The organism is Cupriavidus sp. FW305-F7 (genome assembly GCF_058782875.1).
In genome coordinates this window covers 157,039-179,794 of the sequence record NZ_JBYSYC010000009.1, presented here as the reverse complement: position 1 = coordinate 179,794, position 22,756 = coordinate 157,039, and the positions used below count along the sequence as shown (strand labels likewise).

39 protein-coding genes are annotated in these 22,756 nt (G+C 63.5%); 38 read left to right on the top strand and 1 reads right to left on the bottom strand.

All coding sequences use genetic code 11. From position 1 onward, the window contains the following. The first annotated feature begins 67 nt into the window (after nt 1-67). The 5 genes from rpsJ to AC3WL8_RS11320 all read left to right on the top strand — a co-directional run bounded on the left by rpsJ (nt 68) and on the right by AC3WL8_RS11320 (nt 2,440). On the top strand, nt 68-376 hold the full coding sequence (rpsJ, locus tag AC3WL8_RS11340; RefSeq protein WP_006160488.1) for a 30S ribosomal protein S10: 309 nt from the start codon (nt 68-70) through the stop codon (nt 374-376). Between the two features lie 500 nt (nt 377-876). Then, entirely contained in the window at nt 877-1,044 is a 168-nt protein-coding gene (locus AC3WL8_RS11335; protein ID WP_153955111.1) for a hypothetical protein, read from the top strand. A gap of 99 nt (nt 1,045-1,143) precedes the next feature. Then, entirely contained in the window at nt 1,144-1,665 is a 522-nt protein-coding gene (locus AC3WL8_RS11330) for a tannase/feruloyl esterase family alpha/beta hydrolase (protein ID WP_013958255.1), read from the top strand. Next, the gene (locus tag AC3WL8_RS11325) at nt 1,610-1,942 is read left to right on the top strand and encodes a tannase/feruloyl esterase family alpha/beta hydrolase (protein ID WP_492378275.1); all 333 of its coding nucleotides are present in this window, start codon (nt 1,610-1,612) and stop codon (nt 1,940-1,942) included. The genes AC3WL8_RS11330 and AC3WL8_RS11325 overlap by 56 nt, the downstream gene beginning before the upstream one ends. Nucleotides 1,943-2,086: 144 nt before the next feature. Next, the gene (locus AC3WL8_RS11320; protein WP_211982346.1) at nt 2,087-2,440 is read left to right on the top strand and encodes a tannase/feruloyl esterase family alpha/beta hydrolase; all 354 of its coding nucleotides are present in this window, start codon (nt 2,087-2,089) and stop codon (nt 2,438-2,440) included. A 12-nt stretch (nt 2,441-2,452) separates the two neighbouring features. Here the strand turns inward: AC3WL8_RS11320 and AC3WL8_RS11315 are convergent, their stop codons facing one another. Beyond that, complete coding sequence (locus AC3WL8_RS11315) at nt 2,453-3,454, bottom strand: AraC family transcriptional regulator (RefSeq protein WP_013958251.1); 1,002 nt, start codon at nt 3,452-3,454, stop codon at nt 2,453-2,455. A gap of 284 nt (nt 3,455-3,738) precedes the next feature. Between AC3WL8_RS11315 and AC3WL8_RS11310 the strand changes: the two genes are divergently transcribed. The 33 genes from AC3WL8_RS11310 (at nt 3,739) to cutA (ending at nt 22,755) form a co-directional block, all read left to right on the top strand. After that, the gene (locus AC3WL8_RS11310; protein WP_492378274.1) at nt 3,739-4,968 is read left to right on the top strand and encodes a dienelactone hydrolase family protein; all 1,230 of its coding nucleotides are present in this window, start codon (nt 3,739-3,741) and stop codon (nt 4,966-4,968) included. A gap of 83 nt (nt 4,969-5,051) precedes the next feature. Then, nucleotides 5,052-5,840: an SDR family oxidoreductase gene (locus AC3WL8_RS11305; RefSeq protein WP_492378273.1), complete on the top strand. Its 789-nt coding sequence runs from the start codon at nt 5,052-5,054 to the stop codon at nt 5,838-5,840. Between the two features lie 30 nt (nt 5,841-5,870). Beyond that, entirely contained in the window at nt 5,871-7,112 is a 1,242-nt protein-coding gene (locus AC3WL8_RS11300) for a styrene monooxygenase/indole monooxygenase family protein (RefSeq protein WP_211980381.1), read from the top strand. 1 nt (nt 7,113) lies between these two features. Further along, nucleotides 7,114-7,614 (top strand): flavin reductase family protein, encoded by a 501-nt coding sequence (locus tag AC3WL8_RS11295; protein WP_211980380.1) that lies wholly within the window; start codon nt 7,114-7,116, stop codon nt 7,612-7,614. Between the two features lie 298 nt (nt 7,615-7,912). Further along, nucleotides 7,913-8,563, top strand: a complete 651-nt coding sequence (gene rplC / locus AC3WL8_RS11290; RefSeq protein WP_013958246.1) for a 50S ribosomal protein L3 — start codon at nt 7,913-7,915, stop codon at nt 8,561-8,563. 12 nt (nt 8,564-8,575) lie between these two features. Continuing rightward, the gene (gene rplD / locus AC3WL8_RS11285; protein WP_010812396.1) at nt 8,576-9,196 is read left to right on the top strand and encodes a 50S ribosomal protein L4; all 621 of its coding nucleotides are present in this window, start codon (nt 8,576-8,578) and stop codon (nt 9,194-9,196) included. Next, nucleotides 9,193-9,507, top strand: coding sequence for a 50S ribosomal protein L23 (gene rplW / locus AC3WL8_RS11280; RefSeq protein WP_006576245.1), 315 nt, complete (start codon nt 9,193-9,195; stop codon nt 9,505-9,507). The genes rplD and rplW overlap by 4 nt, the downstream gene beginning before the upstream one ends. A 2-nt stretch (nt 9,508-9,509) precedes the next feature. Beyond that, on the top strand, nt 9,510-10,340 hold the full coding sequence (gene rplB, locus AC3WL8_RS11275; RefSeq protein WP_013958245.1) for a 50S ribosomal protein L2: 831 nt from the start codon (nt 9,510-9,512) through the stop codon (nt 10,338-10,340). Between the two features lie 22 nt (nt 10,341-10,362). Continuing rightward, the gene (gene rpsS / locus AC3WL8_RS11270; RefSeq protein WP_010812394.1) at nt 10,363-10,638 is read left to right on the top strand and encodes a 30S ribosomal protein S19; all 276 of its coding nucleotides are present in this window, start codon (nt 10,363-10,365) and stop codon (nt 10,636-10,638) included. A gap of 9 nt (nt 10,639-10,647) precedes the next feature. Next, the gene (rplV, locus tag AC3WL8_RS11265; RefSeq protein ID WP_013958244.1) at nt 10,648-10,977 is read left to right on the top strand and encodes a 50S ribosomal protein L22; all 330 of its coding nucleotides are present in this window, start codon (nt 10,648-10,650) and stop codon (nt 10,975-10,977) included. Nucleotides 10,978-10,986: 9 nt separating this feature from the next. After that, the gene (gene rpsC, locus AC3WL8_RS11260; protein WP_013958243.1) at nt 10,987-11,787 is read left to right on the top strand and encodes a 30S ribosomal protein S3; all 801 of its coding nucleotides are present in this window, start codon (nt 10,987-10,989) and stop codon (nt 11,785-11,787) included. 2 nt (nt 11,788-11,789) lie between these two features. Beyond that, a complete protein-coding gene (gene rplP / locus AC3WL8_RS11255; protein ID WP_013958242.1) occupies nt 11,790-12,206 on the top strand; it encodes a 50S ribosomal protein L16 in 417 nt (138 codons plus the stop codon). A gap of 11 nt (nt 12,207-12,217) precedes the next feature. Further along, nucleotides 12,218-12,412, top strand: a complete 195-nt coding sequence (gene rpmC / locus AC3WL8_RS11250) for a 50S ribosomal protein L29 (RefSeq protein WP_010812390.1) — start codon at nt 12,218-12,220, stop codon at nt 12,410-12,412. Next, the gene (rpsQ, locus tag AC3WL8_RS11245) at nt 12,409-12,687 is read left to right on the top strand and encodes a 30S ribosomal protein S17 (protein ID WP_010812389.1); all 279 of its coding nucleotides are present in this window, start codon (nt 12,409-12,411) and stop codon (nt 12,685-12,687) included. Before rpmC ends, rpsQ begins: the two co-directional genes overlap by 4 nt. Nucleotides 12,688-12,966: 279 nt before the next feature. Next, nucleotides 12,967-13,335, top strand: a complete 369-nt coding sequence (rplN, locus tag AC3WL8_RS11240; protein WP_010812388.1) for a 50S ribosomal protein L14 — start codon at nt 12,967-12,969, stop codon at nt 13,333-13,335. 9 nt (nt 13,336-13,344) lie between these two features. After that, nucleotides 13,345-13,653 carry a 50S ribosomal protein L24 gene (gene rplX, locus AC3WL8_RS11235; protein ID WP_010812387.1) on the top strand — a complete coding sequence of 103 codons (309 nt, stop codon included), beginning with the start codon at nt 13,345-13,347 and terminating at the stop codon, nt 13,651-13,653. Nucleotides 13,654-13,678: 25 nt separating this feature from the next. After that, nucleotides 13,679-14,221, top strand: coding sequence for a 50S ribosomal protein L5 (gene rplE / locus AC3WL8_RS11230; RefSeq protein WP_010812386.1), 543 nt, complete (start codon nt 13,679-13,681; stop codon nt 14,219-14,221). 9 nt (nt 14,222-14,230) lie between these two features. Next, on the top strand, nt 14,231-14,536 hold the full coding sequence (gene rpsN, locus AC3WL8_RS11225; protein ID WP_010812385.1) for a 30S ribosomal protein S14: 306 nt from the start codon (nt 14,231-14,233) through the stop codon (nt 14,534-14,536). A 27-nt stretch (nt 14,537-14,563) separates the two neighbouring features. Beyond that, nucleotides 14,564-14,959 (top strand): 30S ribosomal protein S8, encoded by a 396-nt coding sequence (gene rpsH, locus AC3WL8_RS11220; RefSeq protein WP_010812384.1) that lies wholly within the window; start codon nt 14,564-14,566, stop codon nt 14,957-14,959. A gap of 10 nt (nt 14,960-14,969) precedes the next feature. Next, nucleotides 14,970-15,503: a 50S ribosomal protein L6 gene (gene rplF, locus AC3WL8_RS11215; RefSeq protein ID WP_010812383.1), complete on the top strand. Its 534-nt coding sequence runs from the start codon at nt 14,970-14,972 to the stop codon at nt 15,501-15,503. An 11-nt stretch (nt 15,504-15,514) separates the two neighbouring features. Beyond that, nucleotides 15,515-15,871, top strand: coding sequence for a 50S ribosomal protein L18 (gene rplR / locus AC3WL8_RS11210; RefSeq protein WP_010812382.1), 357 nt, complete (start codon nt 15,515-15,517; stop codon nt 15,869-15,871). Between the two features lie 21 nt (nt 15,872-15,892). Continuing rightward, nucleotides 15,893-16,411, top strand: coding sequence for a 30S ribosomal protein S5 (gene rpsE / locus AC3WL8_RS11205; RefSeq protein ID WP_006160449.1), 519 nt, complete (start codon nt 15,893-15,895; stop codon nt 16,409-16,411). Between the two features lie 10 nt (nt 16,412-16,421). Then, nucleotides 16,422-16,604 carry a 50S ribosomal protein L30 gene (gene rpmD, locus AC3WL8_RS11200; RefSeq protein WP_010812381.1) on the top strand — a complete coding sequence of 61 codons (183 nt, stop codon included), beginning with the start codon at nt 16,422-16,424 and terminating at the stop codon, nt 16,602-16,604. Nucleotides 16,605-16,626: 22 nt separating this feature from the next. Further along, on the top strand, nt 16,627-17,061 hold the full coding sequence (gene rplO / locus AC3WL8_RS11195; RefSeq protein WP_010812380.1) for a 50S ribosomal protein L15: 435 nt from the start codon (nt 16,627-16,629) through the stop codon (nt 17,059-17,061). A gap of 43 nt (nt 17,062-17,104) precedes the next feature. Beyond that, entirely contained in the window at nt 17,105-18,448 is a 1,344-nt protein-coding gene (secY, locus tag AC3WL8_RS11190) for a preprotein translocase subunit SecY (protein ID WP_013958241.1), read from the top strand. Nucleotides 18,449-18,471: 23 nt separating this feature from the next. Next, complete coding sequence (infA, locus tag AC3WL8_RS11185; protein ID WP_010812378.1) at nt 18,472-18,690, top strand: translation initiation factor IF-1; 219 nt, start codon at nt 18,472-18,474, stop codon at nt 18,688-18,690. Between the two features lie 30 nt (nt 18,691-18,720). Then, a complete protein-coding gene (gene rpmJ, locus AC3WL8_RS11180; protein WP_008642959.1) occupies nt 18,721-18,837 on the top strand; it encodes a 50S ribosomal protein L36 in 117 nt (38 codons plus the stop codon). 19 nt (nt 18,838-18,856) lie between these two features. Next, nucleotides 18,857-19,222 carry a 30S ribosomal protein S13 gene (gene rpsM / locus AC3WL8_RS11175; RefSeq protein ID WP_010812377.1) on the top strand — a complete coding sequence of 122 codons (366 nt, stop codon included), beginning with the start codon at nt 18,857-18,859 and terminating at the stop codon, nt 19,220-19,222. A 24-nt stretch (nt 19,223-19,246) separates the two neighbouring features. Beyond that, nucleotides 19,247-19,645, top strand: coding sequence for a 30S ribosomal protein S11 (gene rpsK, locus AC3WL8_RS11170; RefSeq protein WP_010812376.1), 399 nt, complete (start codon nt 19,247-19,249; stop codon nt 19,643-19,645). 302 nt (nt 19,646-19,947) lie between these two features. Further along, a complete protein-coding gene (gene rpsD / locus AC3WL8_RS11165; RefSeq protein ID WP_013958240.1) occupies nt 19,948-20,571 on the top strand; it encodes a 30S ribosomal protein S4 in 624 nt (207 codons plus the stop codon). Between the two features lie 167 nt (nt 20,572-20,738). Beyond that, the gene (locus tag AC3WL8_RS11160; protein ID WP_010812374.1) at nt 20,739-21,719 is read left to right on the top strand and encodes a DNA-directed RNA polymerase subunit alpha; all 981 of its coding nucleotides are present in this window, start codon (nt 20,739-20,741) and stop codon (nt 21,717-21,719) included. A gap of 135 nt (nt 21,720-21,854) precedes the next feature. After that, the gene (gene rplQ / locus AC3WL8_RS11155) at nt 21,855-22,250 is read left to right on the top strand and encodes a 50S ribosomal protein L17 (protein ID WP_010812373.1); all 396 of its coding nucleotides are present in this window, start codon (nt 21,855-21,857) and stop codon (nt 22,248-22,250) included. Nucleotides 22,251-22,371: 121 nt separating this feature from the next. Continuing rightward, entirely contained in the window at nt 22,372-22,755 is a 384-nt protein-coding gene (gene cutA, locus AC3WL8_RS11150) for a divalent-cation tolerance protein CutA (RefSeq protein ID WP_013958239.1), read from the top strand. The last annotated feature ends 1 nt before the right edge of the window (nt 22,756 follow it).

Genomic DNA, 22,756 nt, shown 5'->3' with positions numbered 1-22,756 from the left:
GACATGCCTGTCGGGCATGTCCCCATTCAACGGGCACGTTGCCCAATCGCTCTTTTAAGGAAATATCATGCAGAACCAGAAGATCCGTATCCGCCTGAAGGCTTTCGACTACCGCCTGATCGACCAGTCGGCTGCGGAAATCGTGGATACCGCCAAGCGTACCGGCGCGATCGTCAAGGGCCCGGTGCCCCTGCCGACCCGCATCCAGCGCTTCGACATCCTGCGTTCGCCGCACGTCAACAAGACCAGCCGCGATCAGTTCGAGATCCGCACGCACCAGCGCCTGATGGACATCGTCGACCCGACCGACAAGACGGTTGACGCGCTGATGAAGCTCGACCTGCCGGCAGGCGTGGACGTCGAGATCAAGGTGTAATCATGCTTCGGGCCGCGCCCGCGGCCTGCTGCAGCAAAACGGCGAACCGTATGGTTCGCCGTTTTTGTTTTCAAGGCTTGCATACAGCTGCCTTGCTCGCCCGATTGCTCCCGTACCGTGCGAGCGAGGGCGACGAATCGATCCGGTTGCCGCCGCCATCTCGCGCCGCAAAGTGATACATAAGCACTGATTGATTGAATCATGTTGTATCACTAACGTCGATTGCAACTGGCGCAAGTGATGCAAATCAAAGCCGCGACGCCAACGCTGCCACGCTGATCGGCGTGTCCGTCATGGTGCCCGGCGCCCTGCCCGAGAAGCAGCAATCCCCGCACCGCTCAACGTCCCGGTGCTGGTCCTCTTCATGCGTTCGAAATCTTGAAAAAGGGGAGCGCGAAATGGCGCTCCGGCGCGTCCCCCGCAGCGGCTTTACCTTATTTCAGTCGTGACGGCAAAGCCGCAACCCTAAGCGTGGCGCCCCCCAGAGGAGACAATCATGTTTGAAAGGACTCACCGGACCCGTGCGTCCGCGCTCGGGCAATGCCATCGGCATTGCCCTGGCGTTGGGCATCGGACTCACGCTCAGTGAGTGCGGCGGCGGCGATGGGCAGCCTGAAGCTTCAACCGTGGCCGCGGTCGACTACACGGCGGCGTGCGCTACGCTGTAAGGCAGGGCCATCGGCGGGGCCAGCATAACGGCGGTAAAGCGCATCGAGGCGGCGGGCGGGCTGCCGGGCTACTGCAAGGTTTCGGCAACCAGCGGCACGTTGCTCGACATCGAAGTGGATCTGCCGGACAACTGGACGGGCAGGCTGATGCACCAGGGTGGCGGAGGTTTCGATGGGCAGGTGAAAACCGTGGAGAGCTTCAGCGCCGGCTTCCCCCTGTACCAGCCGCTCCAGCGGGCCGTTGCGTACGCCGCGTCGAATGGCGGCAACCGTACTGGCGACCCCTCCGAATTCCTGACGAGCCAAACCGAGAAGTCCGACTATGCCTATGCCGCGGTCGGCACCACGATCGCTTTCGCCAAGGCAGCAGTCAAGGCGTTCTACGGGCGCGCACCCAGCTATACCTACTTCAACGGCGCGTCCAATGGCGGGCGCAATGCCTATATCGCGGCGCAGCGCTGGCCGGACCAGTATGACGGGATCATCGCCGGCGCGGAAACCATGAACATGGCCACGCAGACAGCAGCGTGGCTCAACCTGGCCCGGCGTGCCGGTTCCGACCGACATGCCGGCCGCGGCCCAGTGGACAGCGCTGAACGCTGCCGCGATCGCAGCATGTGACGGGCTGGGCGGGATCAGGGACGGCATCATCGCCAACCCCAACGCCTGTACCTTCAGTCCGGCCGCGCTGGCGTGCGGTGCCCCCGGGGCTGACGCGGCCACCTGCCTGACCCCCGGGCAGCTGCGCACCGTTCAGGAACAGGTCGGGCCGCTGAGCGACGCGGCGGGCGCGCTGGTCTACGCGGGCTACTACTGGGCCGATTTTGGCGAATTCTTGCCATACTACGTGGGCCTCGGCGGCGGCTTCGCCGCCATCGCCACGGGCAACGCGGCGTAGATGTTGCCCGCCACGCAGCCGGGCAGCTTGCAGGCAACGTTCGACGTGACGCGGGACTTGCCGCCGATCGCCGCCGGCTTGCAGCAGGCTGGGGCGGATCACCATATGCGTGCCATCGCGCAATTCGTGTCATCGGGCAAGTAGCTGATTTCGTGGCACGGCGGCGCCGACTCGCCGCTCAGCGGCAGGGACCACGTTCGCAATTTCATGGCGATGACCCAGCTTGCTGGCGCCGGTGCGGCCAATGCACGCTTCTACCTCGAGCCGGGTGTCGGGCATGTGCAAGGCGGTGTCGGCCCGGATCAGGTCGACTATCTCGGGGGCATGATCGACTGGGTCGAGAAATCGGTGGCCCCTGAACAGCTGCAGAGTTCGAAGATGGACGCGCGGCAGACCGTGGTGCGCACCATGCCGCTGTGCGTGTACCCGAAATTCCCGAAGTACTCGGGGTCGGGAGATGCCAGTCTTGCTGCCAGCTACAGTTGCGCGACGAACTGAGCGATCACCAGCCTAGCCCGCCCCGCGCCGCCGCAACGTCTGCGCGGGGCACTCCCCGAACGCGCGCCGGTACTCCGCGCTGAAGCGCCCCAGATGGGCAAAGCCCCAGCGCAGCGCTGCCCCGCTCACTGACGACACCGACGCGTCGTTCAGCAGGTCGTGCCGCACGCGCTCGAGGCGCACCGTGCGCAGATAGGCCATCGGCCCGGTGCCGCGATGCTCGCGGAAGCCGGCGAACAGGCTGCGTACGCTGACGCCGGCAACCTCGGCCAGCAAGGCCGGCGTCAGCTCCGCAGCGGCGTTCGCGTGAATGTACTCCTCTACCACCTTCACATGGCGTGGTGCCAGCGGTTTGCCGTGCTCGCGCAAAGCGTCCGACAGGCTGTGCGGCTGCCAGGTCAGCAGCGTGCCGATCACCAGCTGTTCCAGCTGGCAGGCGGTCAGCGGATGGCGCGCGGTCTCGGGCGCGGTCTCCAGCATCGCGGCGAGATAGCGCATCAGTTCGTACCAGGCGCCGCTGCGCCAGGCCATGCCGAGCGCGAAGCGCAGCGGCTGCTCGGGGCGCCGGCCCAGGTGGGCGGCGCAGACGCGTTCCAGCGCACTGCGTTCGATGCGCACGATCAGCTGGTCGTTGTCGGCGCTCCAGCGCATGGCCAGCGCATCGCTGGGCGTCAGCACCGAAGCGCAGTCGGGCGTGGAGACGATGTGCTGGTCGCCGCAGCGGATCTCGGCCTGTCCTTGCAGCGGCATCTGCACCAGCAGGAAGTCGCCGAGCGGGCCGGGGTCGATGGTGACGTCGGCGCCGTAGGCCAGGCGGTTGAACGAGACCGCGCCAAGCGGCGCATGGTGCATGCGTGCCTGCAACCGGGGGCCGCGTATCTCGAGCCGGTGCGGCTTGAACACGCGCCCGACCGCGGCGCGCGTCTCGGCCAGGTCGGTCGAGGCGAACACGCACCGGGCGGGATCGCCGAGCAGGGCGCTCGCCAGCGGTCCGGCGGCGGGGGGCAGCTGCATTGTCTCGCTCCTCTGGCGGGGCCGCGGCGCTGCCGGTGACCGTGCGCGCCGCTGGTTCCGGGGCCGGCCCGGCATGACGGCCGGGCACGGTTTCCCACGCGATCCACTATAGCGGATGGCCCCGCTGTCAGCGCTGCGGCGTTGACCGATTCCGAAGTTTCCTGCACTAATCGGATAGCCGCTGCGTCCAGCGGCTAGTTTGCTGCGGTGCGGAGCCACCATCATGGAAGCCAGCACGGCAGTCCCACCAGATACTGGAAAGAGAACGACAAGGAGCGCAGGCCATGGGCCAGACCATCCAGATCCAGACCCCCGAAGGCAGTTTCAGCGGTTATCTCGCCACCCCGGCGGCAGGCAAGGGCCCCGGCATCGTGCTGTGCCAGGAGATCTTCGGCGTCAACGCGACCATGCGGCAGGTGGCGGAATACTACGCCGAGGAGGGCTATACGGTGCTGGTGCCCGACCTGTTCTGGCGCATCGCGCCCGGGATCGAGCTGACCGACCGCGGCGAGGACTTCCAGCGGGCGCTGGGCCTGTACCAGCAGTTCGACGAAGCCACGGGCGTGCAGGATGTGGGCGCCGCGCTTGAGGCACTGCGGGCGCGGCCGGAATGCGTCGGCCAGACCGGCGTGCTGGGCTTCTGCCTGGGCGGCAAGCTGGCCTACCTGGCGGCCTGCCGGCTGCCCGACGTGGCCTGCGCGGTGGCGTACTACGGCGTGGGCATCGAGCACGCGCTGGGCGAGGCCGCCAACGTGCGCGGCCGCCTGGTGCTGCATATCGCCGAGAAAGACGGATTCTGCCCGCCGCAGGCCCAGGCTGCGATCTGCGAAGCCCTGGCCGGGCGCGAGAACATCGAGGTCTACGTCTACGCCGGCGTAGACCATGCCTTTGCACGCACGGGCGGCGAGCACTTCGACAAGCCCTCGGCGCTGATGGCGCACCAGCGCTCGATCGCTGCGCTGCGCGGCGAGATGGGGCCGCATTACGATTTCTCCGCGCTGTGGGACAAGCACTGCGAGTATGAATTCGCCACCCGCGATGTCGACGCCACCATGGCGACGATGGCGCCGCAGCCCTATGTGAACCATATCCCGACCATGACCGGCGGCGTCGGCTACGCGCAGCTGCGGCGCTTCTACCAGCACCATTTCGTGCACAGCAATCCGCCCGACACCACGCTGATCCCGCTGTCGCGCACGGTCGGGGCCACGCAGATCGTCGACGAGATGCTGTTCTGCTTCACGCATACCTGCGAGATCGACTGGATGCTGCCCGGCGTGCCGCCCACCGGCAAGCGCGTGGAGATCCCGCTGATCGCCATCGTCAAGTTCCGCGGTGACAAGCTGTACCACGAGCATATCTACTGGGACCAGGCCAGCGTGCTGGTGCAGATCGGCAAGCTGGACCCGGCGGGTTTGCCGGTGGCGGGCGTGGAGACCGCGCGCAAGCTGCTGGACGAGACGCTGCCGTCGAACACGCTGATGGCGCGCTGGCAGCAGAGCGATGGCAAGTAGGCAGCGCGCGGCATAGATCCGGAACGGGCCCGCAGAGGCCCGCCCGCAACCATCGCCGGCGATTGCCGGCACAGGAGACAAGCATGAAAGGACTGCAGGGCAAGGTGGCCATTGTCACCGGCGGCGCCACGCTGATCGGGGCCGGCGTGGCGCGGGCCTTTGTCGAGGCCGGCGCGCGCGTGGCGATCTTCGATATCGATGCCGCCAACGGCGAGCGCGTGGCCGCGCAGCTCGGGCCGAACGCACTCTTCATCGCCACCGACATCACGCGTGACGAACAGGTCCGCGATGCGGTGGCGCAGGTGGTGCAGCGCTTTGGCGGCGTGGACTGCCTGGTCAACCTGGCCTGCACCTATCTCGATGACGGCTTCCGTTCGGGCCGGGCCGACTGGCTGGCGGCGCTCGACGTCAACGTGGTGTCGGGCGTGATGCTGGCGCAGGCGGTGCATCCGCACATGCGGGCGCGCGGCGGCGGCGCGATCGTCAATTTCACCAGTATCTCGGCCAACGTGGCGCAGACCGGGCGCTGGCTCTATCCGGTGTCGAAAGCCGCCATCGCGCAGCTGACGCGGAGCATGGCGATGGACCTGGCGCCGGACCGCATCCGCGTCAACGCGGTGTCGCCGGGCTGGACCTGGTGCCGGCTAATGGCTGAGGTCAGCGGCGGCAACCGCGCCCGCACCGATGCGGTGGCCGCGCCGTTTCACCTGCTGGGCCGCGTCGGCGAGCCCGATGAAGTGGCACAGGTGGTGCTCTTCCTCTGTTCCGACCATGCCAGCTTCGTCACCGGTGCCGACTATGCCGTCGACGGCGGCTATTCCGCCATGGGGCCGGAGCAGAATGTGCCCGCCATCGGCAAGCTGGCCGGCTGAATGCCGCCGGACGACCTTCAGGAGAAAATCATGAGCCAACGCATCGCCATCGTCGGAGCCGGCCAGTCGGGCCTGCAAATGGCCCTCGGGCTGCAAGCCAACGGCTACCGGGTCACGCTGCTGTCCAACCGGACACCCGAGCAGATCCGCGGCGGGAAAGTCATGTCCAGCCAGTGCATGTTCGACCGCGCGCTGCAGGCCGAGCGCGAGCTCGGGCTGAACTGGTGGGACGATGCCTGCCCTCCGGTGGAGGGCATCGGCCTGGCCGTGCCGCATCCCGAGCAGGCCGGTGCCCGCGCGATCGACTGGGCCGCGCCCCTGGACCGCCCGGCGCAGGCGGTGGACCAGCGCCTGAAGATGCCGGCGTGGATGGAGACCTTCGTTGCACGCGGCGGCGACCTGCGCATCGTCGATGTCGGCCTGGACGAGCTGGAGGACCTGACCCGCGAGCATGACCTCGTGCTGCTGGCCGCCGGCAAGGGCGAGATCGTCAGCCGCTTCGAGCGCGATGCTTCCCGCAGCCCCTTCGACAAGCCGCAGCGCGCGCTGGCGCTGACCTATGTGACCGGCATGGAGCCGCGCACGCCGTTCTCGCGGGTTTGCTTCAACCTGATCCCGGGCGTGGGCGAGTACTTCGTCTTCCCCGCGCTGACGCTGTCCGGGCCGTGCGAGATCATGGTGTTCGAAGGCATCCCGGGCGGCCCGATGGACCGTTGGGCCGAGGCGCGCACCCCGGCGCAGCACCTGGCCGAAAGCCTGCGCATCCTGCAGACCTACCTGCCGTGGGAAGCCGAGCGCTGCGAGCGGGTGGCGCTGACCGACGACAACGGCATCCTTACCGGTCGCTTCGCGCCAACGGTGCGCAAGCCGGTGCTGACGCTGCCATCCGGGCGGCTGGTGTTCGGCATGGCAGATGCCGTGGTGGTCAACGACCCGATCACGGGGCAGGGCTCGAACAACGCCGCCAAATGCTGCAAGGTCTATCTCGATGCGATCCTGGCGCGCGGCGACCAGTCCTTCGACCAGGCCTGGATGGAGCGCACCTTCGACCAGTACTGGCAGTACGCGGGCGACGTGGTAGCGTGGACCAACTCGCTGCTGACCCCGCCGCCGCCGCATATCCTGGCGCTGCTGGGCGCCGCGGGGCAGGCGCCGGCACTGGCCGCGCGCATCGCCAACGGCTTCGACAATCCGCCGGACTACTTCCCGTGGTGGTTGGATCCGCAGGCCTGCCACCAGCTGATCAACCAGTACGTCGCCGAGGCCGCCTGACATGCACGCCGCCACGCCCGCCACTTCCGTCCATGATCCCCGCGAGCTGCGCCGGGTTTGCGGCCGCTATGCCACCGGCGTGGCCGTCATCGGCGCATGCGGGGCGCAGGGCCGGCCCGTCGGCCTGACCGTGAACTCGTTTGCCTCGTTGTCGCTGGCGCCGCCGCTGATCCTGTGGAGCCTGGCGATGCACTCGCCGAATGCGGGCCTGTTTTCACGCGGCGCGCCCTTCGGCGTCAGCATTCTGCGCGCGGGCCATGGCGAACTGGCGCGCCGCTTCGCCACCCCGTCGGCGGACAAGTTCGCGGGCGTCGCCCACCGGCGCTGCGAGCGCGGCGTGCCCTACCTGGACGAGGCGCTGGCGACGCTGGCCTGCCGCGTGGAGCGGGCCGACTTGGTGGGCGATCACCTGCTGATCGTCGGCGCCGTCGAGGCGTTCGGCGCCGGGGAGGGCGAACCGCTGGTATTCTACGGCGGCGATTTCGTGCGCATCGCCGCCTGAACAAACCATCCCTGGATGCACTTTACGGCGCTTCAACTACCCGTCGTCGCCTCCACACCACACCCCAAGCAACGCAAGCGCCACTACTGCGGCAGCCTGCCTACAACACTGCAGGCGAATCCGCAATTCATATTGCCCTTTCCAAACCGCTGCGATATAGTGTAAGGCTACCCGTTTCCTCGGGTAGTGGGCTGGCCACTTTGGCCGCGCGCAGTCTTCTTTAGCGCAAGTCCACAGCAAACACAGTTTTCGTGTATCAATCAGCCCCGGCCAATCGCAGCTGGGAATGGAGCAAACCATGAGCCTTGGCCTTGTAGGTCGCAAGGTTGGCATGACCCGTATTTTCACGGACGACGGTGATTCGATTCCCGTTACCGTGGTCGAGGTCGGCGACAACCGCGTGACGCAAATCAAGACGGACGAGACCGACGGTTATACCGCGGTTCAAGTCACCTTCGGCGCACGACGCGCAAGCCGCGTTACCAAGCCGCTGGCGGGTCATCTCGCCAAAGCCGGCGTGGAAGCCGGCGAAATCATCCGCGAATTCCGTATCGATGCAGCCAAGGCTGCCGAACTGCAAGCTGGCGGTTCGCTGTCGGTCGACCTGTTCGAAGTCGGTCAGAAGATCGACGTGCAGGGCGTGTCGATCGGTAAGGGCTACGCCGGTACCATCAAGCGTTATCACTTCGCCTCCGGCCGTGCCACCCACGGTAACTCGCGCTCGCACAACGTGCCGGGCTCGATCGGTATGGCGCAGGATCCGGGCCGCGTGTTCCCGGGCAAGCGCATGACCGGTCACCTGGGCGATGTCACCCGCACCGTGCAGAACCTGGAAATCGCCAAGATCGACGCAGAGCGCAAGCTGCTGCTGGTCAAGGGTGCCATTCCCGGCTCCAAGGGCGGCAAGGTCATCGTCACCCCGGCCGTCAAGGCCAAAGCCAAAGCTTAAGGAGCGCATGTAATGGAACTCAAGCTCCTCCAGGACAATGGCCAGATCGGTGCGGGCGTTGACGCTTCGCCCGAAGTGTTCGGCCGTGACTACAACGAAGCCCTCGTTCACCAGATCGTCGTCGCTTACCAGGCCAACGCTCGCAGCGGTAACCGTAAGCAGAAGGATCGTGAAGAGGTCAAGCACACGACCAAGAAGCCGTGGCGCCAGAAGGGTACGGGCCGTGCTCGTGCCGGTATGTCTTCCTCGCCGCTGTGGCGCGGGGGCGGCCGTATCTTCCCGAATTCGCCGGAAGAGAACTTCACCCAGAAGGTCAACAAGAAGATGTTCCGTGCCGGCATGCGCTCGATTTACTCGCAGCTCGCACGTGAAGGTCGTATCAACGTGGTGGACGGTTTCACTGTCGACGCGCCCAAGACCAAGCTCTTGGCCGACAAGTTCAAGGCCATGGGCTTGGACTCGGTGCTGATCATCACCGACAGCCTCGACGAAAACCTCTACCTGGCTTCGCGCAACCTGCCGCACGTGGCAGTTGTCGAGCCGCGCCAGGCTGATCCGCTGTCGCTCGTGCACTACAAGAAGGTGCTGGTGACCAAGGCAGCCGTCGCGCAGATCGAGGAGTTGCTGAAATGACGCAAGTAGCCAAGAACGATCATCGTTTGATGCAGGTGCTGCTCGCGCCGGTGGTTTCCGAAAAGGCAACCCTGGTCGCCGACAAGAATGAACAAGTCGTGTTCGAAGTGGCCCGCGATGCCAACAAGGCAGAAGTGAAGGCCGCAGTCGAATTGCTGTTCAAGGTCGAGGTGCAGTCCGTTCAGATCCTGAACCAGAAGGGCAAGCAGAAGCGTTTTGGCCGTTTCATGGGGCGTCGCAACCACGTGAAGAAGGCCTACGTTTCGCTGAAGCCGGGTCAGGAAATCAATTTTGAAGCGGAGGCCAAGTAATCATGGCACTCGTCAAGACCAAGCCGACTTCCCCGGGTCGTCGCTCGATGGTGAAGGTGGTCAACAAGGACCTTCACAAGGGCGCCCCGCACGCTCCGCTGCTGGAAAAGCAATTCCAGAAGTCGGGCCGTAACAACAATGGTCATATCACCACCCGCCACAAGGGCGGTGGTCATAAGCACCACTACCGCGTGGTCGACTTCAAGCGTAACGACAAGGACGGCATCCCCGCCAAGGTCGAACGCCTGGAATACGATCCGAACCGCAGCGCCAATATCGCGCTGGTGCTGTTCGCCGACGGCGAGCGCCGCTACATCATCGCCACCAAGGGCATGGTTGCCGGTCAGCAACTGCTGAACGGCTCGGAAGCGCCGATCAAGGCCGGTAACAACCTGCCGATCCGCAACATTCCGGTCGGTACCACGATCAACAACGTGGAAATGCTGCCGGGCAAGGGTTCGCAGATCGCACGTGCCGCCGGCGGTTCCGCCGTGCTGCTGGCTCGTGAAGGCCTGTACGCCCAGGTTCGCCTGCGCTCCGGTGAAGTGCGCCGCGTGCACATCGAGTGCCGCGCCACCATCGGTGAAGTGGGCAACGAAGAGCACAGCCTGCGCGTCATCGGCAAGGCCGGTGCCACCCGCTGGCGCGGTATCCGCCCGACGGTGCGTGGTGTCGTGATGAACCCGGTGGATCACCCGCACGGTGGTGGTGAAGGCAAGACCGCCGCTGGTCGCGATCCGGTTTCGCCGTGGGGTACCCCGGCCAAGGGTTACCGTACCCGCAGCAACAAGCGCACGGACAGCATGATCGTCCAGAAGCGCCACAAGCGTTAATCGGTAGGTAGGAGCTAAAGATATGACTCGTTCCGCTAAAAAGGGTCCGTTCTGCGACGCCCACCTGCTGAAGAAGGTGGAAGTCGCCTCGAGCGGCAAGGACAAGAAGCCCATCAAGACTTGGTCGCGTCGCTCGACCATTCTGCCGGAGTTCATTGGCCTGACGATCGCCGTGCACAACGGCCGTCAACACGTGCCGGTGTACGTTACGGAAAACATGGTTGGCCACAAGCTCGGTGAATTTGCGATTACCCGCACGTTCAAGGGCCACGCGGCTGACAAGAAAGCGAAGAGGTAAGGTGCCATCATGGAAGTGAAAGCGATTCATCGCGGTGCCCGCATCTCCGCCCAGAAGACGCGCCTGGTCGCTGACCAGATCCGTGGTCTGCCGATCGAGCGCGCGCTCAATGTCCTGCAGTTCAGCCCGAAAAAGGCTGCCGGGATCGTGAAGAAGGTGGTCGAATCGGCCATCGCCAACGCTGAGCACAACGAAGGCGCCGACATCGACGAACTGAAGGTCAAATCGATCTTCGTCGACAAGGCAACCTCGCTCAAGCGCTTCACCGCACGGGCGAAGGGCCGCGGCAACCGCATCGAGAAACAAACCTGTCACATCACTGTGACGCTCGGCAACTAAGGAGTCACGATGGGACAGAAGATTCATCCGACTGGCTTCCGCCTGGCTGTCAGCCGTAACTGGGCTTCGCGCTGGTACGCCAGCAACACGAAGTTCGCCGGCATGCTGAAGGAAGACATCGAAGTTCGAGACTTCCTGAAGAAGAAGCTGAAGAACGCATCGGTTGGCCGCGTCGTGATCGAGCGCCCCGCCCGCAACGCACGCATCACCATTTACAGCTCGCGTCCGGGCGTGGTGATCGGCAAGAAGGGTGAGGACATCGAACTGCTCAAGGCTGAACTGCAGCGTCGCATGGGCGTGCCCGTGCACGTGAACATCGAGGAAATCCGCAAGCCGGAAACCGATGCTCAGCTGATCGCCGACTCGATCACCCAGCAGCTCGAGCGCCGCATCATGTTCCGCCGCGCCATGAAGCGCGCGATGCAGAATGCGATGCGCCTGGGCGCCCAGGGTATCAAGATCATGAGCGCCGGCCGTCTGAACGGTATCGAAATCGCACGTACCGAGTGGTACCGCGAAGGCCGTGTGCCCCTGCACACCCTGCGCGCCGACATCGACTACGGTTTCTCCGAAGCAGAAACCACCTACGGCATCATCGGTGTCAAGGTGTGGGTCTACAAGGGTGATCACCTCGGCCGCAATGACGCGCCGGTGGTGGAAGAGCCGCAAGACGACCGTCGTCGTCGCCCGGGTCGTCCGGAAGGCCGCCGCCGTGAAGGCGAAGGCCGCCCGGGTGGCAACCGTCGCGGTGGCGCCGGTGCAGGTGCCGGTCGCCGCGGTGCGCCTGGCGATGCGAAGAGTGGAGAATAACGATGCTGCAACCTAAGCGCAGAAAATACCGCAAGGAGCAGAAGGGCCGCAACACGGGTAAGGCTACCCGTGGTAACGCCGTGTCTTTCGGCGAATTCGGCCTGAAGGCCATGGGCCGTGGCCGCCTGACGGCTCGTCAGATCGAGTCGGCACGTCGTGCGATGACCCGCCACATCAAGCGTGGCGGCCGCATCTGGATCCGGATCTTCCCGGACAAGCCGATCTCGAAGAAGCCTGCCGAAGTCCGTATGGGTAACGGTAAGGGCAATCCGGAGTATTACGTGGCTGAAATCCAGCCGGGTAAGATGCTGTACGAAATGGATGGCGTGACCGAAGACCTGGCGCGTGAGGCGTTCCGCCTCGCAGCCGCCAAGCTGCCGATCGCCACCAATTTCGTGGTGCGCCAGGTCGGGACGTAAGGAGAGCAGGGATGAAAGCATCCGAACTTCGCGGCAAGGACGCCGCCGGGCTGAACCAGGAGCTCTCCGAGCTGCTGAAGGCCCAATTTAGCCTGCGCATGCAAAAGGCGACCCAACAGCTGCAGAACACCAGCCAGCTGAAAAAGGTTCGCAAGGACATCGCGCGTGTGCAAACCGTGCTGACTCAAAAGGCAAACGCGAAATGACTGAAGCTGCACAAACGGAAAAGTCGCTTCGCCGTACCCTGGTCGGCCGTGTCGTGAGCGACAAGATGGACAAGACCGTTACGGTCTTGGTGGAAAACCGCGTCAAGCATCCTCTGTACGGCAAGTACGTGCTGCGTTCGAAGAAGTACCACGCACACGACGAAGCCAACCAGTACAAGGAAGGCGACAAGGTCGAGATCCAGGAAGGCCGTCCGCTGTCGCGGACCAAGTCCTGGGTGGTTTCCCGGCTGGTAGAGGCTGCACGCGTCATCTAAGAACAACACGTTCTTAGCTTGACTTGCAAGTCCAGGATTATGTAGCTATAATCCTGGACTTCCGCTTTGTTGCGTTCGCCTTTGTAGTACCACCCGGGCGGGCCTGTGAAGCGAGCCAGGGCCGAGCGGCCTCAGCAAGTTGTTGAGATCGCCTGGTTCCTACCGACTTCAAAGTTGATCAACCCATACGGAGCTGGCGCAATGCCGGAGCCGACGGGACCAAGACTGACCGATGGGCGCTTTTTGCACCTGACGGATTAAGTTGGGAAGACAAACACCATGATTCAGACAGAAAGCCGGCTCGAAGTAGCCGATAACACTGGTGCGCGCGAAGTGCTGTGCATCAAGGTGCTGGGTGGCTCCAAGCGCCGCTACGCAAGCGTTGGCGACATCATCAAGGTGACCGTCAAGGACGCAGCGCCGCGCGGTCGCGTGAAGAAGGGCGACATCTACAACGCCGTCGTCGTGCGTACCGCCAAGGGCGTGCGCCGCGCTGACGGTTCGCTGATCAAGTTCGACGGCAACGCCGCCGTCCTGCTGAACAACAAGCTCGAGCCGATCGGCACCCGTATCTTCGGGCCGGTGACTCGTGAACTCCGTACCGAGCGCTTCATGAAGATCGTGTCGCTCGCTCCGGAAGTGCTGTAAGGAGCCGCCATGAACAAGATTCGCAAAGGCGACGAAGTCATTGTGCTGACCGGCAAGGACAAGGGCAAGCGCGGTACCGTGCAAGCCGTCCTGGGCGACAAGGTTGCGGTGCAAGGCGTGAACATCGCCAAGAAGCATGCCCGCCCGAACCCGATGCTGGGCACTACCGGTGGTGTGGTCGACAAGGTCATGCCCCTGCATATTTCCAACGTTGCGCTCGTGGATGCCAATGGCAAGCCGTCGCGCGTCGGCATCAAGGTGGAAGACGGCAAGCGCGTGCGCGTGCTGAAGACCACCGGCGCCGTCGTGGCAGCTTGATTCTGGGCACGTATAGGAGTTGAGCATGGCAGCACGTCTGCAAGAGTTTTACAAAGAACAGGTTGTGCCGAAGCTGATCGAACAGTTCGGCTACAAGTCGGTCATGGAAGTGCCGCGCATCACCAAGATCACCCTGAACATGGGTCTTGGCGAAGCCATCAATGACAAGAAGATCATTGAGAACGCCGTGGGCGACCTGACCAAGATCGCCGGTCAGAAGCCGGTCGTGACGAAGGCCAAGAAGGCTATCGCCGGCTTCAAGATCCGCCAGGGCTACCCCATCGGTGCGATGGTGACCCTGCGCGGCGAGCGCATGTTCGAATTCCTCGATCGTTTCGTTACCGTGGCCCTGCCGCGCGTGCGTGACTTCCGTGGTGTGTCGGGCCGGTCGTTCGACGGTCGCGGCAACTACAACATCGGTGTGAAAGAGCAGATCATTTTCCCCGAAATCGAGTACGACAAGATCGACGCACTGCGTGGTCTGAACATCAGCATCACGACGACGGCAAAGAACGACGAGGAAGCCAAGGCACTCCTCGGTGCGTTCAAGTTCCCGTTCCGCAATTAAGGGGTAACCGTGGCTAAACTGGCTCTGATTGAACGTGAGAAGAAGCGCGCCAAGCTGGTGGCGAAGTATGCCGCCAAGCGCGCCAACCTCAAGGCCATTATCGACGACCAAGAGAAGTCGGAAGAAGAGCGTTACAGCGCGCGTCTCGAGCTGCAACAGCTCCCGCGCAACGCGAACCCGACTCGCCAGCGTAACCGCTGCGCGATCACCGGTCGTCCCCGCGGTACCTTCCGCAAGTTTGGCCTGGCGCGTAACAAGATCCGCGAAATCGCCTTCAAGGGCGAAATCCCGGGTCTGACGAAAGCCAGCTGGTAATTACGCACAGGCTACAGGAGAAACAGTATGAGCATGAGCGATCCTATCGCCGATATGCTGACGCGCATCCGCAACGCCCAGGGCGTGCAGAAAGCGTCGGTTGTCATGCCGTCGTCGAAGCTGAAAGTGGCAATCGCCAAGGTCCTGAAGGACGAAGGCTACATCGACGACTACGCCGTCCAGGAAGATGGCGGCAAGGCACAACTGAGCATCGGTCTCAAGTACTACGCCGGCCGTCCGGTCATCGAGCGCATTGAGCGCGTCTCGAAGCCCGGCCTGCGCGTGTACAAGGGCCGCAGCGACATCCCCCAAGTGATGAACGGCCTGGGTGTGGCGATCATTTCGACCCCGCAGGGTCTGATGACCGACCGCAAGGCTCGCGCCACTGGCGTGGGCGGCGAAGTTCTCTGCTACGTCGCTTAAGGAGAGAACCATGTCCCGTGTAGGTAAGGCTCCCATCGCGCTCCCCAAGGGCGCGGAAGTGAACGTGGCGGCTGGCGTGCTCTCCGTAAAGGGCCCGCTCGGCACGCTGTCGCAGCCGATTCACAGCCTGGTCAAGGTCAATGTCGAAAATGACACGCTGACCTTCAGCCCGGCTGACGAATCGCGTGAAGCAAACGCTCTGCAGGGCACCATGCGTGCTCTGGTGGCCAACATGGTCAAGGGCGTAACCACCGGTTTCGAGCGCAAGCTGAACCTCGTCGGCGTGGGCTATCGTGCCCAGCTGCAAGGCGCTGCGCTGAAGCTCCAGCTTGGTTTCTCGCACGACGTGATCCATGAGATGCCGGAAGGCGTGAAGGCGGAAACGCCGACGCAGACCGAGATCATCATCAAGGGTGCGGACAAGCAGAAAGTCGGTCAGGTTGCCGCGGAAGTCCGCGCGTACCGCCCGCCTGAGCCCTACAAGGGCAAGGGTGTGCGTTACTCGGACGAGCGCGTCATCCTGAAGGAAACCAAGAAGAAGTAAGGGGTGCAATGATGAACAAGAAAGACGCTCGTTTGCGCCGTGCACGTCAGACCCGCGCCAAGATCGCGGAGATGAAAGTCAATCGTCTGACCGTGTTCCGTACGAATTCGCATATTTACGCCCAGGTTTTCTCGGAGTGCGGCACCAAGGTGCTGGCTTCCGCGTCGACCGCCGAGGTGGAAGTGCGCAAGGAACTGGATGGCAAGGGCGCTACCGCCGCTGCCGCCACCGTGGTTGGCAAGCGCATCGCCGAAAAGGCGAAGGCTGCCGGCGTGGAAACCGTCGCGTTCGATCGCGCCGGCTTCCGTTTCCATGGCCGCGTTAAGGCCCTGGCAGACGCCGCCCGCGAAGCCGGCCTGAAGTTCTAAGCGCATACAGAGAGATACGTCATGGCAAAGATGCAAGCAAAAGTCCAACAGGACGAACGCGACGACGGCCTCCGCGAGAAGATGATCTCGGTCAACCGCGTCACCAAGGTGGTGAAGGGTGGCCGGATTCTCGGTTTCGCTGCGCTGACCGTGGTTGGTGACGGCGATGGCCGCATCGGCATGGGCAAGGGCAAGGCTAAGGAAGTGCCGGTTGCTGTTCAGAAGGCAATGGACGAAGCCCGTCGCAAGATGGTCAAGGTCTCGCTGAAGAACGGCACGCTGCAACACGAAGTCGTTGGCAAGCACGGCGCCGCCAAGGTGCTGATGATGCCCGCCAAGGAAGGTACCGGCGTGATCGCCGGCGGCCCGATGCGCGCGATCTTCGAAGTGATGGGCGTCACCAACGTGGTGACCAAGTCGCACGGTTCCACCAACCCGTACAACATGGTTCGCGCCACGCTGGACGGCCTTCAGAAGATGAGCACGCCGGGCGAAATCGCCGCCAAGCGTGGCAAGTCGGTCGAAGACATCCTGGGTTAAGGTGAACGCAATGTCGCAGAAAACCGTAAAAGTGCAACTCGTGCGCAGCCTGATCGGCACGCGCGAGGATCATCGCGCCACTGTTCGTGGCCTGGGCCTGCGCCGCATCAACTCGGTGTCGGAGCTGCAGGACACGCCCGCTGTGCGCGGCATGATCAACAAGGTCTCGTACCTGGTCAAGGTTCTGGCCTGATACCGGGAACTCGGAGAGCAAGATGCAACTGAACAACCTGAAACCGGCCGCCGGTTCGAAGCACGCCAAGCGTCGCGTCGGCCGCGGTATCGGCTCCGGCCTGGGCAAGACTGCCGGTCGCGGCCACAAGGGTCAGAAGTCGCGTTCGGGCGGCTTCCACAAGGTGGGCTTCGAAGGCGGTCAAATGCCGCTGTATCGTCGTCTGCCCAAGCGCGGCTTCACCTCGCTGACCAAGGCGTTCAACGCCGAAGTCACGCTGCGTGACATCGAGCGCCTGGAAGCGGCCGAAGTCGATCTGCTGGTCCTGAAGCAAGCTGGCCTGGTGGGCGAGCTGGTCAAGAGCGCCAAGGTCATCAAGGCTGGCGAACTGACCCGCAAGGTGACGATCAAGGGTCTGGGCGCCACCGCTGGCGCCAAGGCCGCGATCGAAGCCGCCGGCGGCCAGATCGCAGCCTGACAGGCATTTATCGCAGCATAGGCAGTCATAGTCGGAGCATCGTTTGGCCACGGCGAAACCCAATGCAAGCGCGCAAGCCAGGAACACGGCGAAGTACGGCGACCTCAAGCGCCGGCTGATGTTCCTGGTGCTGGCCCTGATCGTGTACCGCATCGGCGCTCATATTCCGGTGCCCGGTATCGATCCGGAGCAGCTTGCGAAGCTTTTCCAGAGTCAGTCGGGTGGCATCCTCGGGATGTTCAACCTGTTCTCGGGCGGGGCGCTGTCGCGCTTTACCGTCTTCGCGCTCGGCATCATGCCGTACATCTCGGCGTCGATCATCATGCAGTTGCTGACGATCGTGCTGCCGCAGCTGGAAGCGCTGAAGAAGGAAGGGCAGGCAGGGCAACGCAAGATCACGCAGTACACGCGCTACGGCACCGTGGTCCTGGCCACGTTCCAGGCGCTGTCGATTGCGGTGGCGCTGGAATCGCAGCCTGGGCTGGTGCTGGATCCGGGCCTGATGTTCAGGGCCACGGCAGTGATCACGCTGGTGACCGGTACGATGTTCCTGATGTGGCTGGGTGAGCAGATCACCGAGCGTGGTCTGGGCAACGGCATCTCGATCATCATCTTTGGCGGTATCGCGGCGGGCCTGCCCAACGCGATCGGCGGACTGTTCGAACTGGTCCGTACGGGTTCCATGAGCATCATCGCGGCGATCTTCATCGTGGCGATCGTGATCGGTGTGACCTTCGCCGTGGTGTTTGTCGAGCGGGGCCAGCGCAAGATCCTGGTGAACTATGCCAAGCGTCAGGTCGGCAACAAGGTGTACGGCGGCCAGTCGTCGCACCTGCCGCTGAAGCTGAACATGGCAGGGGTGATTCCGCCGATCTTCGCATCGTCGATCATCCTGTTCCCGGCGACGATTGCAGGCTGGTTCACGTCCCAGTCGACGGGTGCGGTTGGCCGGTTCGTCAAGGACCTGGCTGCCACGCTGTCGCCGGGCCAGCCGGTCTACATCCTGCTGTACGCTGCTGCGATTGTATTTTTCTGCTTCTTCTATACGGCCCTGGTGTACAACAGCCGTGAAGTGGCAGACAACCTGAAGAAAAGCGGTGCCTTCATTCCGGGCATTCGTCCGGGCGAGCAGACGACGCGCTATATCGACAAGATTCTGGTGCGCCTGACGCTGGCTGGTGCGGTCTATATCACACTGGTCTGCCTGTTGCCGGAATTCCTGGTGCTGCGGTGGAACGTTCCGTTCTACTTTGGCGGAACCTCGCTGCTGATCATCGTGGTCGTCACGATGGACTTCATGGCTCAGGTTCAGTCTTACGTGATGTCGCAGCAATATGAGTCGCTGCTGAAGAAGGCGAATTTCAAGGGCAATCTGACCTTGCGCTGACTTCGGATCGGTACAGGCTAGGTATGGCAAAAGACGACGTCATCCAGATGCAGGGGGAGGTCCTGGAAAACCTGCCCAATGCGACGTTCCGGGTCAAGCTGGAGAATGGCCACGTAGTACTGGGCCATATCTCCGGCAAGATGCGAATGAACTACATCCGGATTCTTCCGGGTGACAAGGTGACGGTCGAGCTGACCCCATATGATCTGTCGCGCGCACGAATCGTCTTCCGGACGAAGTGAGCGAACAGGAATTGAAGGAAGAGGAAAATTATGAAAGTGCTGGCTTCTGTTAAGCGCATTTGCCGCAACTGCAAAATCATCAAGCGCAACGGTGTCGTGCGCGTGATCTGCTCGTCGGATCCCCGCCACAAGCAACGCCAAGGCTAATCGGAAAGAGGATTGACGAATGGCACGTATCGCAGGGGTTAACATCCCGAACCACAAGCACACCGAAATCGGCCTGACGGCCATTTATGGTGTCGGCCGCTCGCGCGCTCGCAAGATTTGCGAGGCCACCGGTGTACCGTTTGACAAGAAGGTCAAGGATCTGACCGACGCCGACCTGGAAAAGCTTCGTGACGAAGTGGGCAAGGTCACGGTCGAGGGTGACCTGCGTCGTGAAACCACGATGAACATCAAGCGTCTGATGGACCTTGGTTGCTATCGTGGCATGCGTCACCGCAAGGGCCTGCCCATGCGCGGCCAGCGTACCCGGACCAATGCCCGCACCCGCAAGGGTCCGCGCAAGGCCGGCGTGGCTCTGAAGAAGTAAAGCCGAAGGCAGAGGAAGAAACTAATGGCAAAAGGTCCGAATAACGCCGCTCGCGCGCGTAAAAAGGTCAAGAAGAACGTTGCCGACGGCATTGCGCACGTCCACGCCTCGTTCAACAACACCATCATCACGATCACCGATCGCCAGGGCAACGCCCTGTCGTGGGCGACCGCCGGTGGCCAGGGCTTCAAGGGTTCGCGCAAGTCGACCCCGTTCGCTGCCCAGGTTGCTGCCGAGAACGCCGGCCGCGTGGCGCAAGACCAGGGCATCAAGAACCTGGAAGTGCGCATCAAGGGCCCGGGCCCGGGTCGTGAATCGGCTGTCCGCGCGCTGAACGCGCTGGGCATCAAGATCGCGATCATCGAAGACGTCACGCCGATTCCGCATAACGGCTGCCGTCCGCCGAAGCGCCGCCGCATCTGAGCGTTGGTGTGTCCGGGCCCGGTGGGTTTACCTGCCGGTTCCGGATATGGTAGTATTGCGCGCTGACCTGCTGCATTTTAATGCGGCAGGTTTTCGTTTTGCGTCGAAGGAATGTCGCTTACGGCACATTCCCATGCCGGCGCACTGTACATGCTTGCAGCGTCGTTCCCGGCAACGGGGCGCGCTTAATAAGCCCACCGTCCGTCACGGTCTCCCGGGTGCAGAAATGCACTGCGGAAGCACTGCGTTGGCGGACTCGCGGCGCGTCTTGAAGGCGTCGCGATCGATCAAAGGAAGACAACGTGGCACGTTATACCGGCCCGAAGGCCAAACTTTCCCGCCGTGAAGGCACCGACCTGTTCCTGAAGAGCGCCCGCCGCTCGCTCGCCGACAAGTGCAAGCTGGACAGCAAGCCCGGCCAGCACGGCCGTACCTCGGGTGCCCGCACCTCCGACTACGGCAACCAGCTGCGTGAAAAGCAGAAGGTCAAGCGCATCTACGGTGTGCTCGAGCGCCAGTTCCGCCGCTACTTCGCCGAAGCCGACCGCCGCAAGGGCAACACCGGCGAAAACCTGCTGCAACTGCTGGAATCGCGCCTGGACAACGTCGTGTACCGCATGGGCTTCGGCTCGACCCGCGCTGAAGCGCGCCAGCTGGTGTCGCACAAGGCGATCCTGGTGAACGGTCAGACCCTGAACGTGCCGTCGGCCCAGATCAAGTCTGGCGACGTCGTCACCATCCGCGAACAGTCGAAGAAGCAAGTCCGTATCGCTGAATCGCTGTCGCTGGCAGAGCAGTCGGGCTTCCCGACCTGGGTGGCGGTGGATTCGAAGAAGTTCGAAGGCACCTTCAAGCAAGTACCGGATCGCGCCGATATCTCGGGCGACATCAACGAAAGCCTGATCGTCGAACTGTACTCGCGTTAATCACGCGAGCGGAACGGCCCAGAGCTTGCGTTCGCCGCAAAGCTTCCCTTTCAGCCCGACGCGCTGTGTGCGCGGTCGGGCTTCGCCCATCTCGCGATGGGATTTTCAGGTTCCAAACGTCAGCCTTATCGGTGTAACGAGCCGAGGGTATTGAAAAGGACAACCTAATGCAAACAGCACTCCTCAAGCCAAAAATCATCGCCGTCGAGCCTCTGGGCGACCATCACGCCAAAGTCGTGATGGAGCCGTTCGAGCGCGGCTACGGCCATACGCTCGGTAACGCCCTGCGTCGCGTGCTGCTGTCGTCGATGGTCGGCTATGCACCGACCGAAGTCACGATCGCTGGGGTGGTCCACGAGTATTCCACCATCGACGGCGTGCAGGAAGACGTCGTTAACCTGCTGCTCAACCTGAAGGGCGTGGTGTTCAAGCTGCACAACCGCGACGAAGTCACGGTGTCGCTGCGCAAGGATGGCGAAGGCGTGGTCACGGCTGCCGATATCGAGCTGCCGCACGACGTCGAGATCATCAACCCGAACCACGTGATCGCCCATCTGTCCGCCGGCGGCAAGCTGGACATGCAGATCAAGGTCGAGCAAGGCCGCGGCTATGTGCCGGGCAACGTGCGCAAGTTCGGCGACGAGTCGGGCAAGGTCATCGGCCGCATCGTGCTGGACGCTTCGTTCTCGCCGGTGCGCCGCGTGTCGTACGCCGTGGAATCCGCTCGCGTGGAACAGCGTACCGACCTGGACAAGCTGGTGATGAACATCGAAACCGACGGCGTGATCTCGCCCGAGGAAGCGATCCGCCAGTCGGCCCGCATCCTGGTCGACCAGCTGTCCGTGTTCGCCGCGCTGGAAGGCACCGAGTCGGCGGCAGAAGCCGCTTCGAGCCGCACGCCGCAGATCGATCCGATCCTGCTGCGCCCGGTCGACGACCTGGAGCTGACGGTGCGTTCGGCCAACTGCCTGAAGGCCGAAAACATCTACTACATCGGCGACCTGATCCAGCGTACCGAGAACGAACTGCTCAAGACCCCGAACCTGGGTCGCAAGTCGCTCAACGAGATCAAGGAAGTCCTCGCCTCGCGTGGCCTGACCCTCGGCATGAAGCTCGAGAACTGGCCGCCCGCAGGTCTGGAGAAGTAATTGTGGTGCGGGGCACTTGTCCCGCACCGCGGTAACCGCCCTGGCTTCGGCCGGGGCTCGTATGACTACCGGCCCGCGTCCAGCCGCATCGGACGATAGAAGAGCTGGTCAAACACTTAACTGAAAGGAATCATCATGCGTCACCGTCATGGTCTGCGGAAACTGAACCGCACCTCGTCGCACCGTCTCGCGATGCTGCGCAACATGTCCAACTCGCTGTTCCAGCACGAGCTGATCAAGACCACCGTGCCCAAGGCCAAGGAACTGCGCAAGGTTGTCGAGCCGCTGATCACGCTGGCCAAGAAGGACACCGTTGCCAACCGCCGCCTGGCTTTCGCCCGCCTGCGCGACCGCGACATGGTCACCAAGCTGTTCACCGAACTGGGCCCGCGCTACGCCACCCGTCCGGGCGGCTACACCCGCATCCTGAAGTTCGGTTTCCGTCAGGGCGACAATGCGCCGATGGCGCTGGTCGAACTGGTGGATCGTCCGGAAATCACCGAAGCCCCGGCCGAAGAAGCCGCGGAATAAGGTAGTTTCCCGCCCGCCGCTGCGGCGACGGGTCCGGGCACACCGCTTACAATCGAGCCAGGCTTCTGCCTGGCTCTTTTGTTTTTTGGGCCGCTGCCGTGCCTGCCGCAAGGAGATGTCGATGCAAAGCCATGCCAGCCAGCCGGATGCCGGCGCCCCGGGCGATCCGGCCGAGGTGATCGTCGTGATCACCAATACCCCCGATGCCGAGACCGCGGCGCACCTGTCGCAGGTAGTGCTGCAGGCGCGCGCCGCCGCCTGCGTGAACCGCCTGGCGCCGGTCGAGTCCGAGTACTGGTGGCAGGGCAAGCTGGAGCGCGCGCAGGAGTGGCCGTTGCTGATCAAGACCACGCGCGCACGCTACGCTGCGCTGGAGGCCGTGATCCGGCAACATCACCCCTACGACGTGCCGGAGCTCATTGCCTGGCCGGTGACGGCGGGTTACGCGCCGTACCTGGCCTGGGTCCGCAGCGAGACCGAGACCGCCGCAGCGCCGGCAAAGTAGG

What these genes read in the sequence shown, in the direction of transcription:
- rpsJ (WP_006160488.1), top strand. Translation starts at nt 68, where the DNA reads ATGCAGAACCAGAAGATCCGTATCCGCCTGAAGGCTTTCGACTACCGC.
- AC3WL8_RS11325 (WP_492378275.1), top strand. Translation starts at nt 1,610, where the DNA reads ATGCCGGCCGCGGCCCAGTGGACAGCGCTGAACGCTGCCGCGATCGCA.
- AC3WL8_RS11315 (WP_013958251.1), bottom strand. Translation starts at nt 3,454, where the DNA reads ATGCAGCTGCCCCCCGCCGCCGGACCGCTGGCGAGCGCCCTGCTCGGC.
- AC3WL8_RS11310 (WP_492378274.1), top strand. Translation starts at nt 3,739, where the DNA reads ATGGGCCAGACCATCCAGATCCAGACCCCCGAAGGCAGTTTCAGCGGT.
- AC3WL8_RS11305 (WP_492378273.1), top strand. Translation starts at nt 5,052, where the DNA reads ATGAAAGGACTGCAGGGCAAGGTGGCCATTGTCACCGGCGGCGCCACG.
- AC3WL8_RS11300 (WP_211980381.1), top strand. Translation starts at nt 5,871, where the DNA reads ATGAGCCAACGCATCGCCATCGTCGGAGCCGGCCAGTCGGGCCTGCAA.
- AC3WL8_RS11295 (WP_211980380.1), top strand. Translation starts at nt 7,114, where the DNA reads ATGCACGCCGCCACGCCCGCCACTTCCGTCCATGATCCCCGCGAGCTG.
- rplC (WP_013958246.1), top strand. Translation starts at nt 7,913, where the DNA reads ATGAGCCTTGGCCTTGTAGGTCGCAAGGTTGGCATGACCCGTATTTTC.
- rplD (WP_010812396.1), top strand. Translation starts at nt 8,576, where the DNA reads ATGGAACTCAAGCTCCTCCAGGACAATGGCCAGATCGGTGCGGGCGTT.
- rplW (WP_006576245.1), top strand. Translation starts at nt 9,193, where the DNA reads ATGACGCAAGTAGCCAAGAACGATCATCGTTTGATGCAGGTGCTGCTC.
- rplB (WP_013958245.1), top strand. Translation starts at nt 9,510, where the DNA reads ATGGCACTCGTCAAGACCAAGCCGACTTCCCCGGGTCGTCGCTCGATG.
- rpsS (WP_010812394.1), top strand. Translation starts at nt 10,363, where the DNA reads ATGACTCGTTCCGCTAAAAAGGGTCCGTTCTGCGACGCCCACCTGCTG.
- rplV (WP_013958244.1), top strand. Translation starts at nt 10,648, where the DNA reads ATGGAAGTGAAAGCGATTCATCGCGGTGCCCGCATCTCCGCCCAGAAG.
- rpsC (WP_013958243.1), top strand. Translation starts at nt 10,987, where the DNA reads ATGGGACAGAAGATTCATCCGACTGGCTTCCGCCTGGCTGTCAGCCGT.
- rplP (WP_013958242.1), top strand. Translation starts at nt 11,790, where the DNA reads ATGCTGCAACCTAAGCGCAGAAAATACCGCAAGGAGCAGAAGGGCCGC.
- rpmC (WP_010812390.1), top strand. Translation starts at nt 12,218, where the DNA reads ATGAAAGCATCCGAACTTCGCGGCAAGGACGCCGCCGGGCTGAACCAG.
- rpsQ (WP_010812389.1), top strand. Translation starts at nt 12,409, where the DNA reads ATGACTGAAGCTGCACAAACGGAAAAGTCGCTTCGCCGTACCCTGGTC.
- rplN (WP_010812388.1), top strand. Translation starts at nt 12,967, where the DNA reads ATGATTCAGACAGAAAGCCGGCTCGAAGTAGCCGATAACACTGGTGCG.
- rplX (WP_010812387.1), top strand. Translation starts at nt 13,345, where the DNA reads ATGAACAAGATTCGCAAAGGCGACGAAGTCATTGTGCTGACCGGCAAG.
- rplE (WP_010812386.1), top strand. Translation starts at nt 13,679, where the DNA reads ATGGCAGCACGTCTGCAAGAGTTTTACAAAGAACAGGTTGTGCCGAAG.
- rpsH (WP_010812384.1), top strand. Translation starts at nt 14,564, where the DNA reads ATGAGCATGAGCGATCCTATCGCCGATATGCTGACGCGCATCCGCAAC.
- rplF (WP_010812383.1), top strand. Translation starts at nt 14,970, where the DNA reads ATGTCCCGTGTAGGTAAGGCTCCCATCGCGCTCCCCAAGGGCGCGGAA.
- rplR (WP_010812382.1), top strand. Translation starts at nt 15,515, where the DNA reads ATGAACAAGAAAGACGCTCGTTTGCGCCGTGCACGTCAGACCCGCGCC.
- rpsE (WP_006160449.1), top strand. Translation starts at nt 15,893, where the DNA reads ATGGCAAAGATGCAAGCAAAAGTCCAACAGGACGAACGCGACGACGGC.
- rpmD (WP_010812381.1), top strand. Translation starts at nt 16,422, where the DNA reads ATGTCGCAGAAAACCGTAAAAGTGCAACTCGTGCGCAGCCTGATCGGC.
- rplO (WP_010812380.1), top strand. Translation starts at nt 16,627, where the DNA reads ATGCAACTGAACAACCTGAAACCGGCCGCCGGTTCGAAGCACGCCAAG.
- infA (WP_010812378.1), top strand. Translation starts at nt 18,472, where the DNA reads ATGGCAAAAGACGACGTCATCCAGATGCAGGGGGAGGTCCTGGAAAAC.
- rpmJ (WP_008642959.1), top strand. Translation starts at nt 18,721, where the DNA reads ATGAAAGTGCTGGCTTCTGTTAAGCGCATTTGCCGCAACTGCAAAATC.
- rpsM (WP_010812377.1), top strand. Translation starts at nt 18,857, where the DNA reads ATGGCACGTATCGCAGGGGTTAACATCCCGAACCACAAGCACACCGAA.
- rpsK (WP_010812376.1), top strand. Translation starts at nt 19,247, where the DNA reads ATGGCAAAAGGTCCGAATAACGCCGCTCGCGCGCGTAAAAAGGTCAAG.
- AC3WL8_RS11160 (WP_010812374.1), top strand. Translation starts at nt 20,739, where the DNA reads ATGCAAACAGCACTCCTCAAGCCAAAAATCATCGCCGTCGAGCCTCTG.
- rplQ (WP_010812373.1), top strand. Translation starts at nt 21,855, where the DNA reads ATGCGTCACCGTCATGGTCTGCGGAAACTGAACCGCACCTCGTCGCAC.
- cutA (WP_013958239.1), top strand. Translation starts at nt 22,372, where the DNA reads ATGCAAAGCCATGCCAGCCAGCCGGATGCCGGCGCCCCGGGCGATCCG.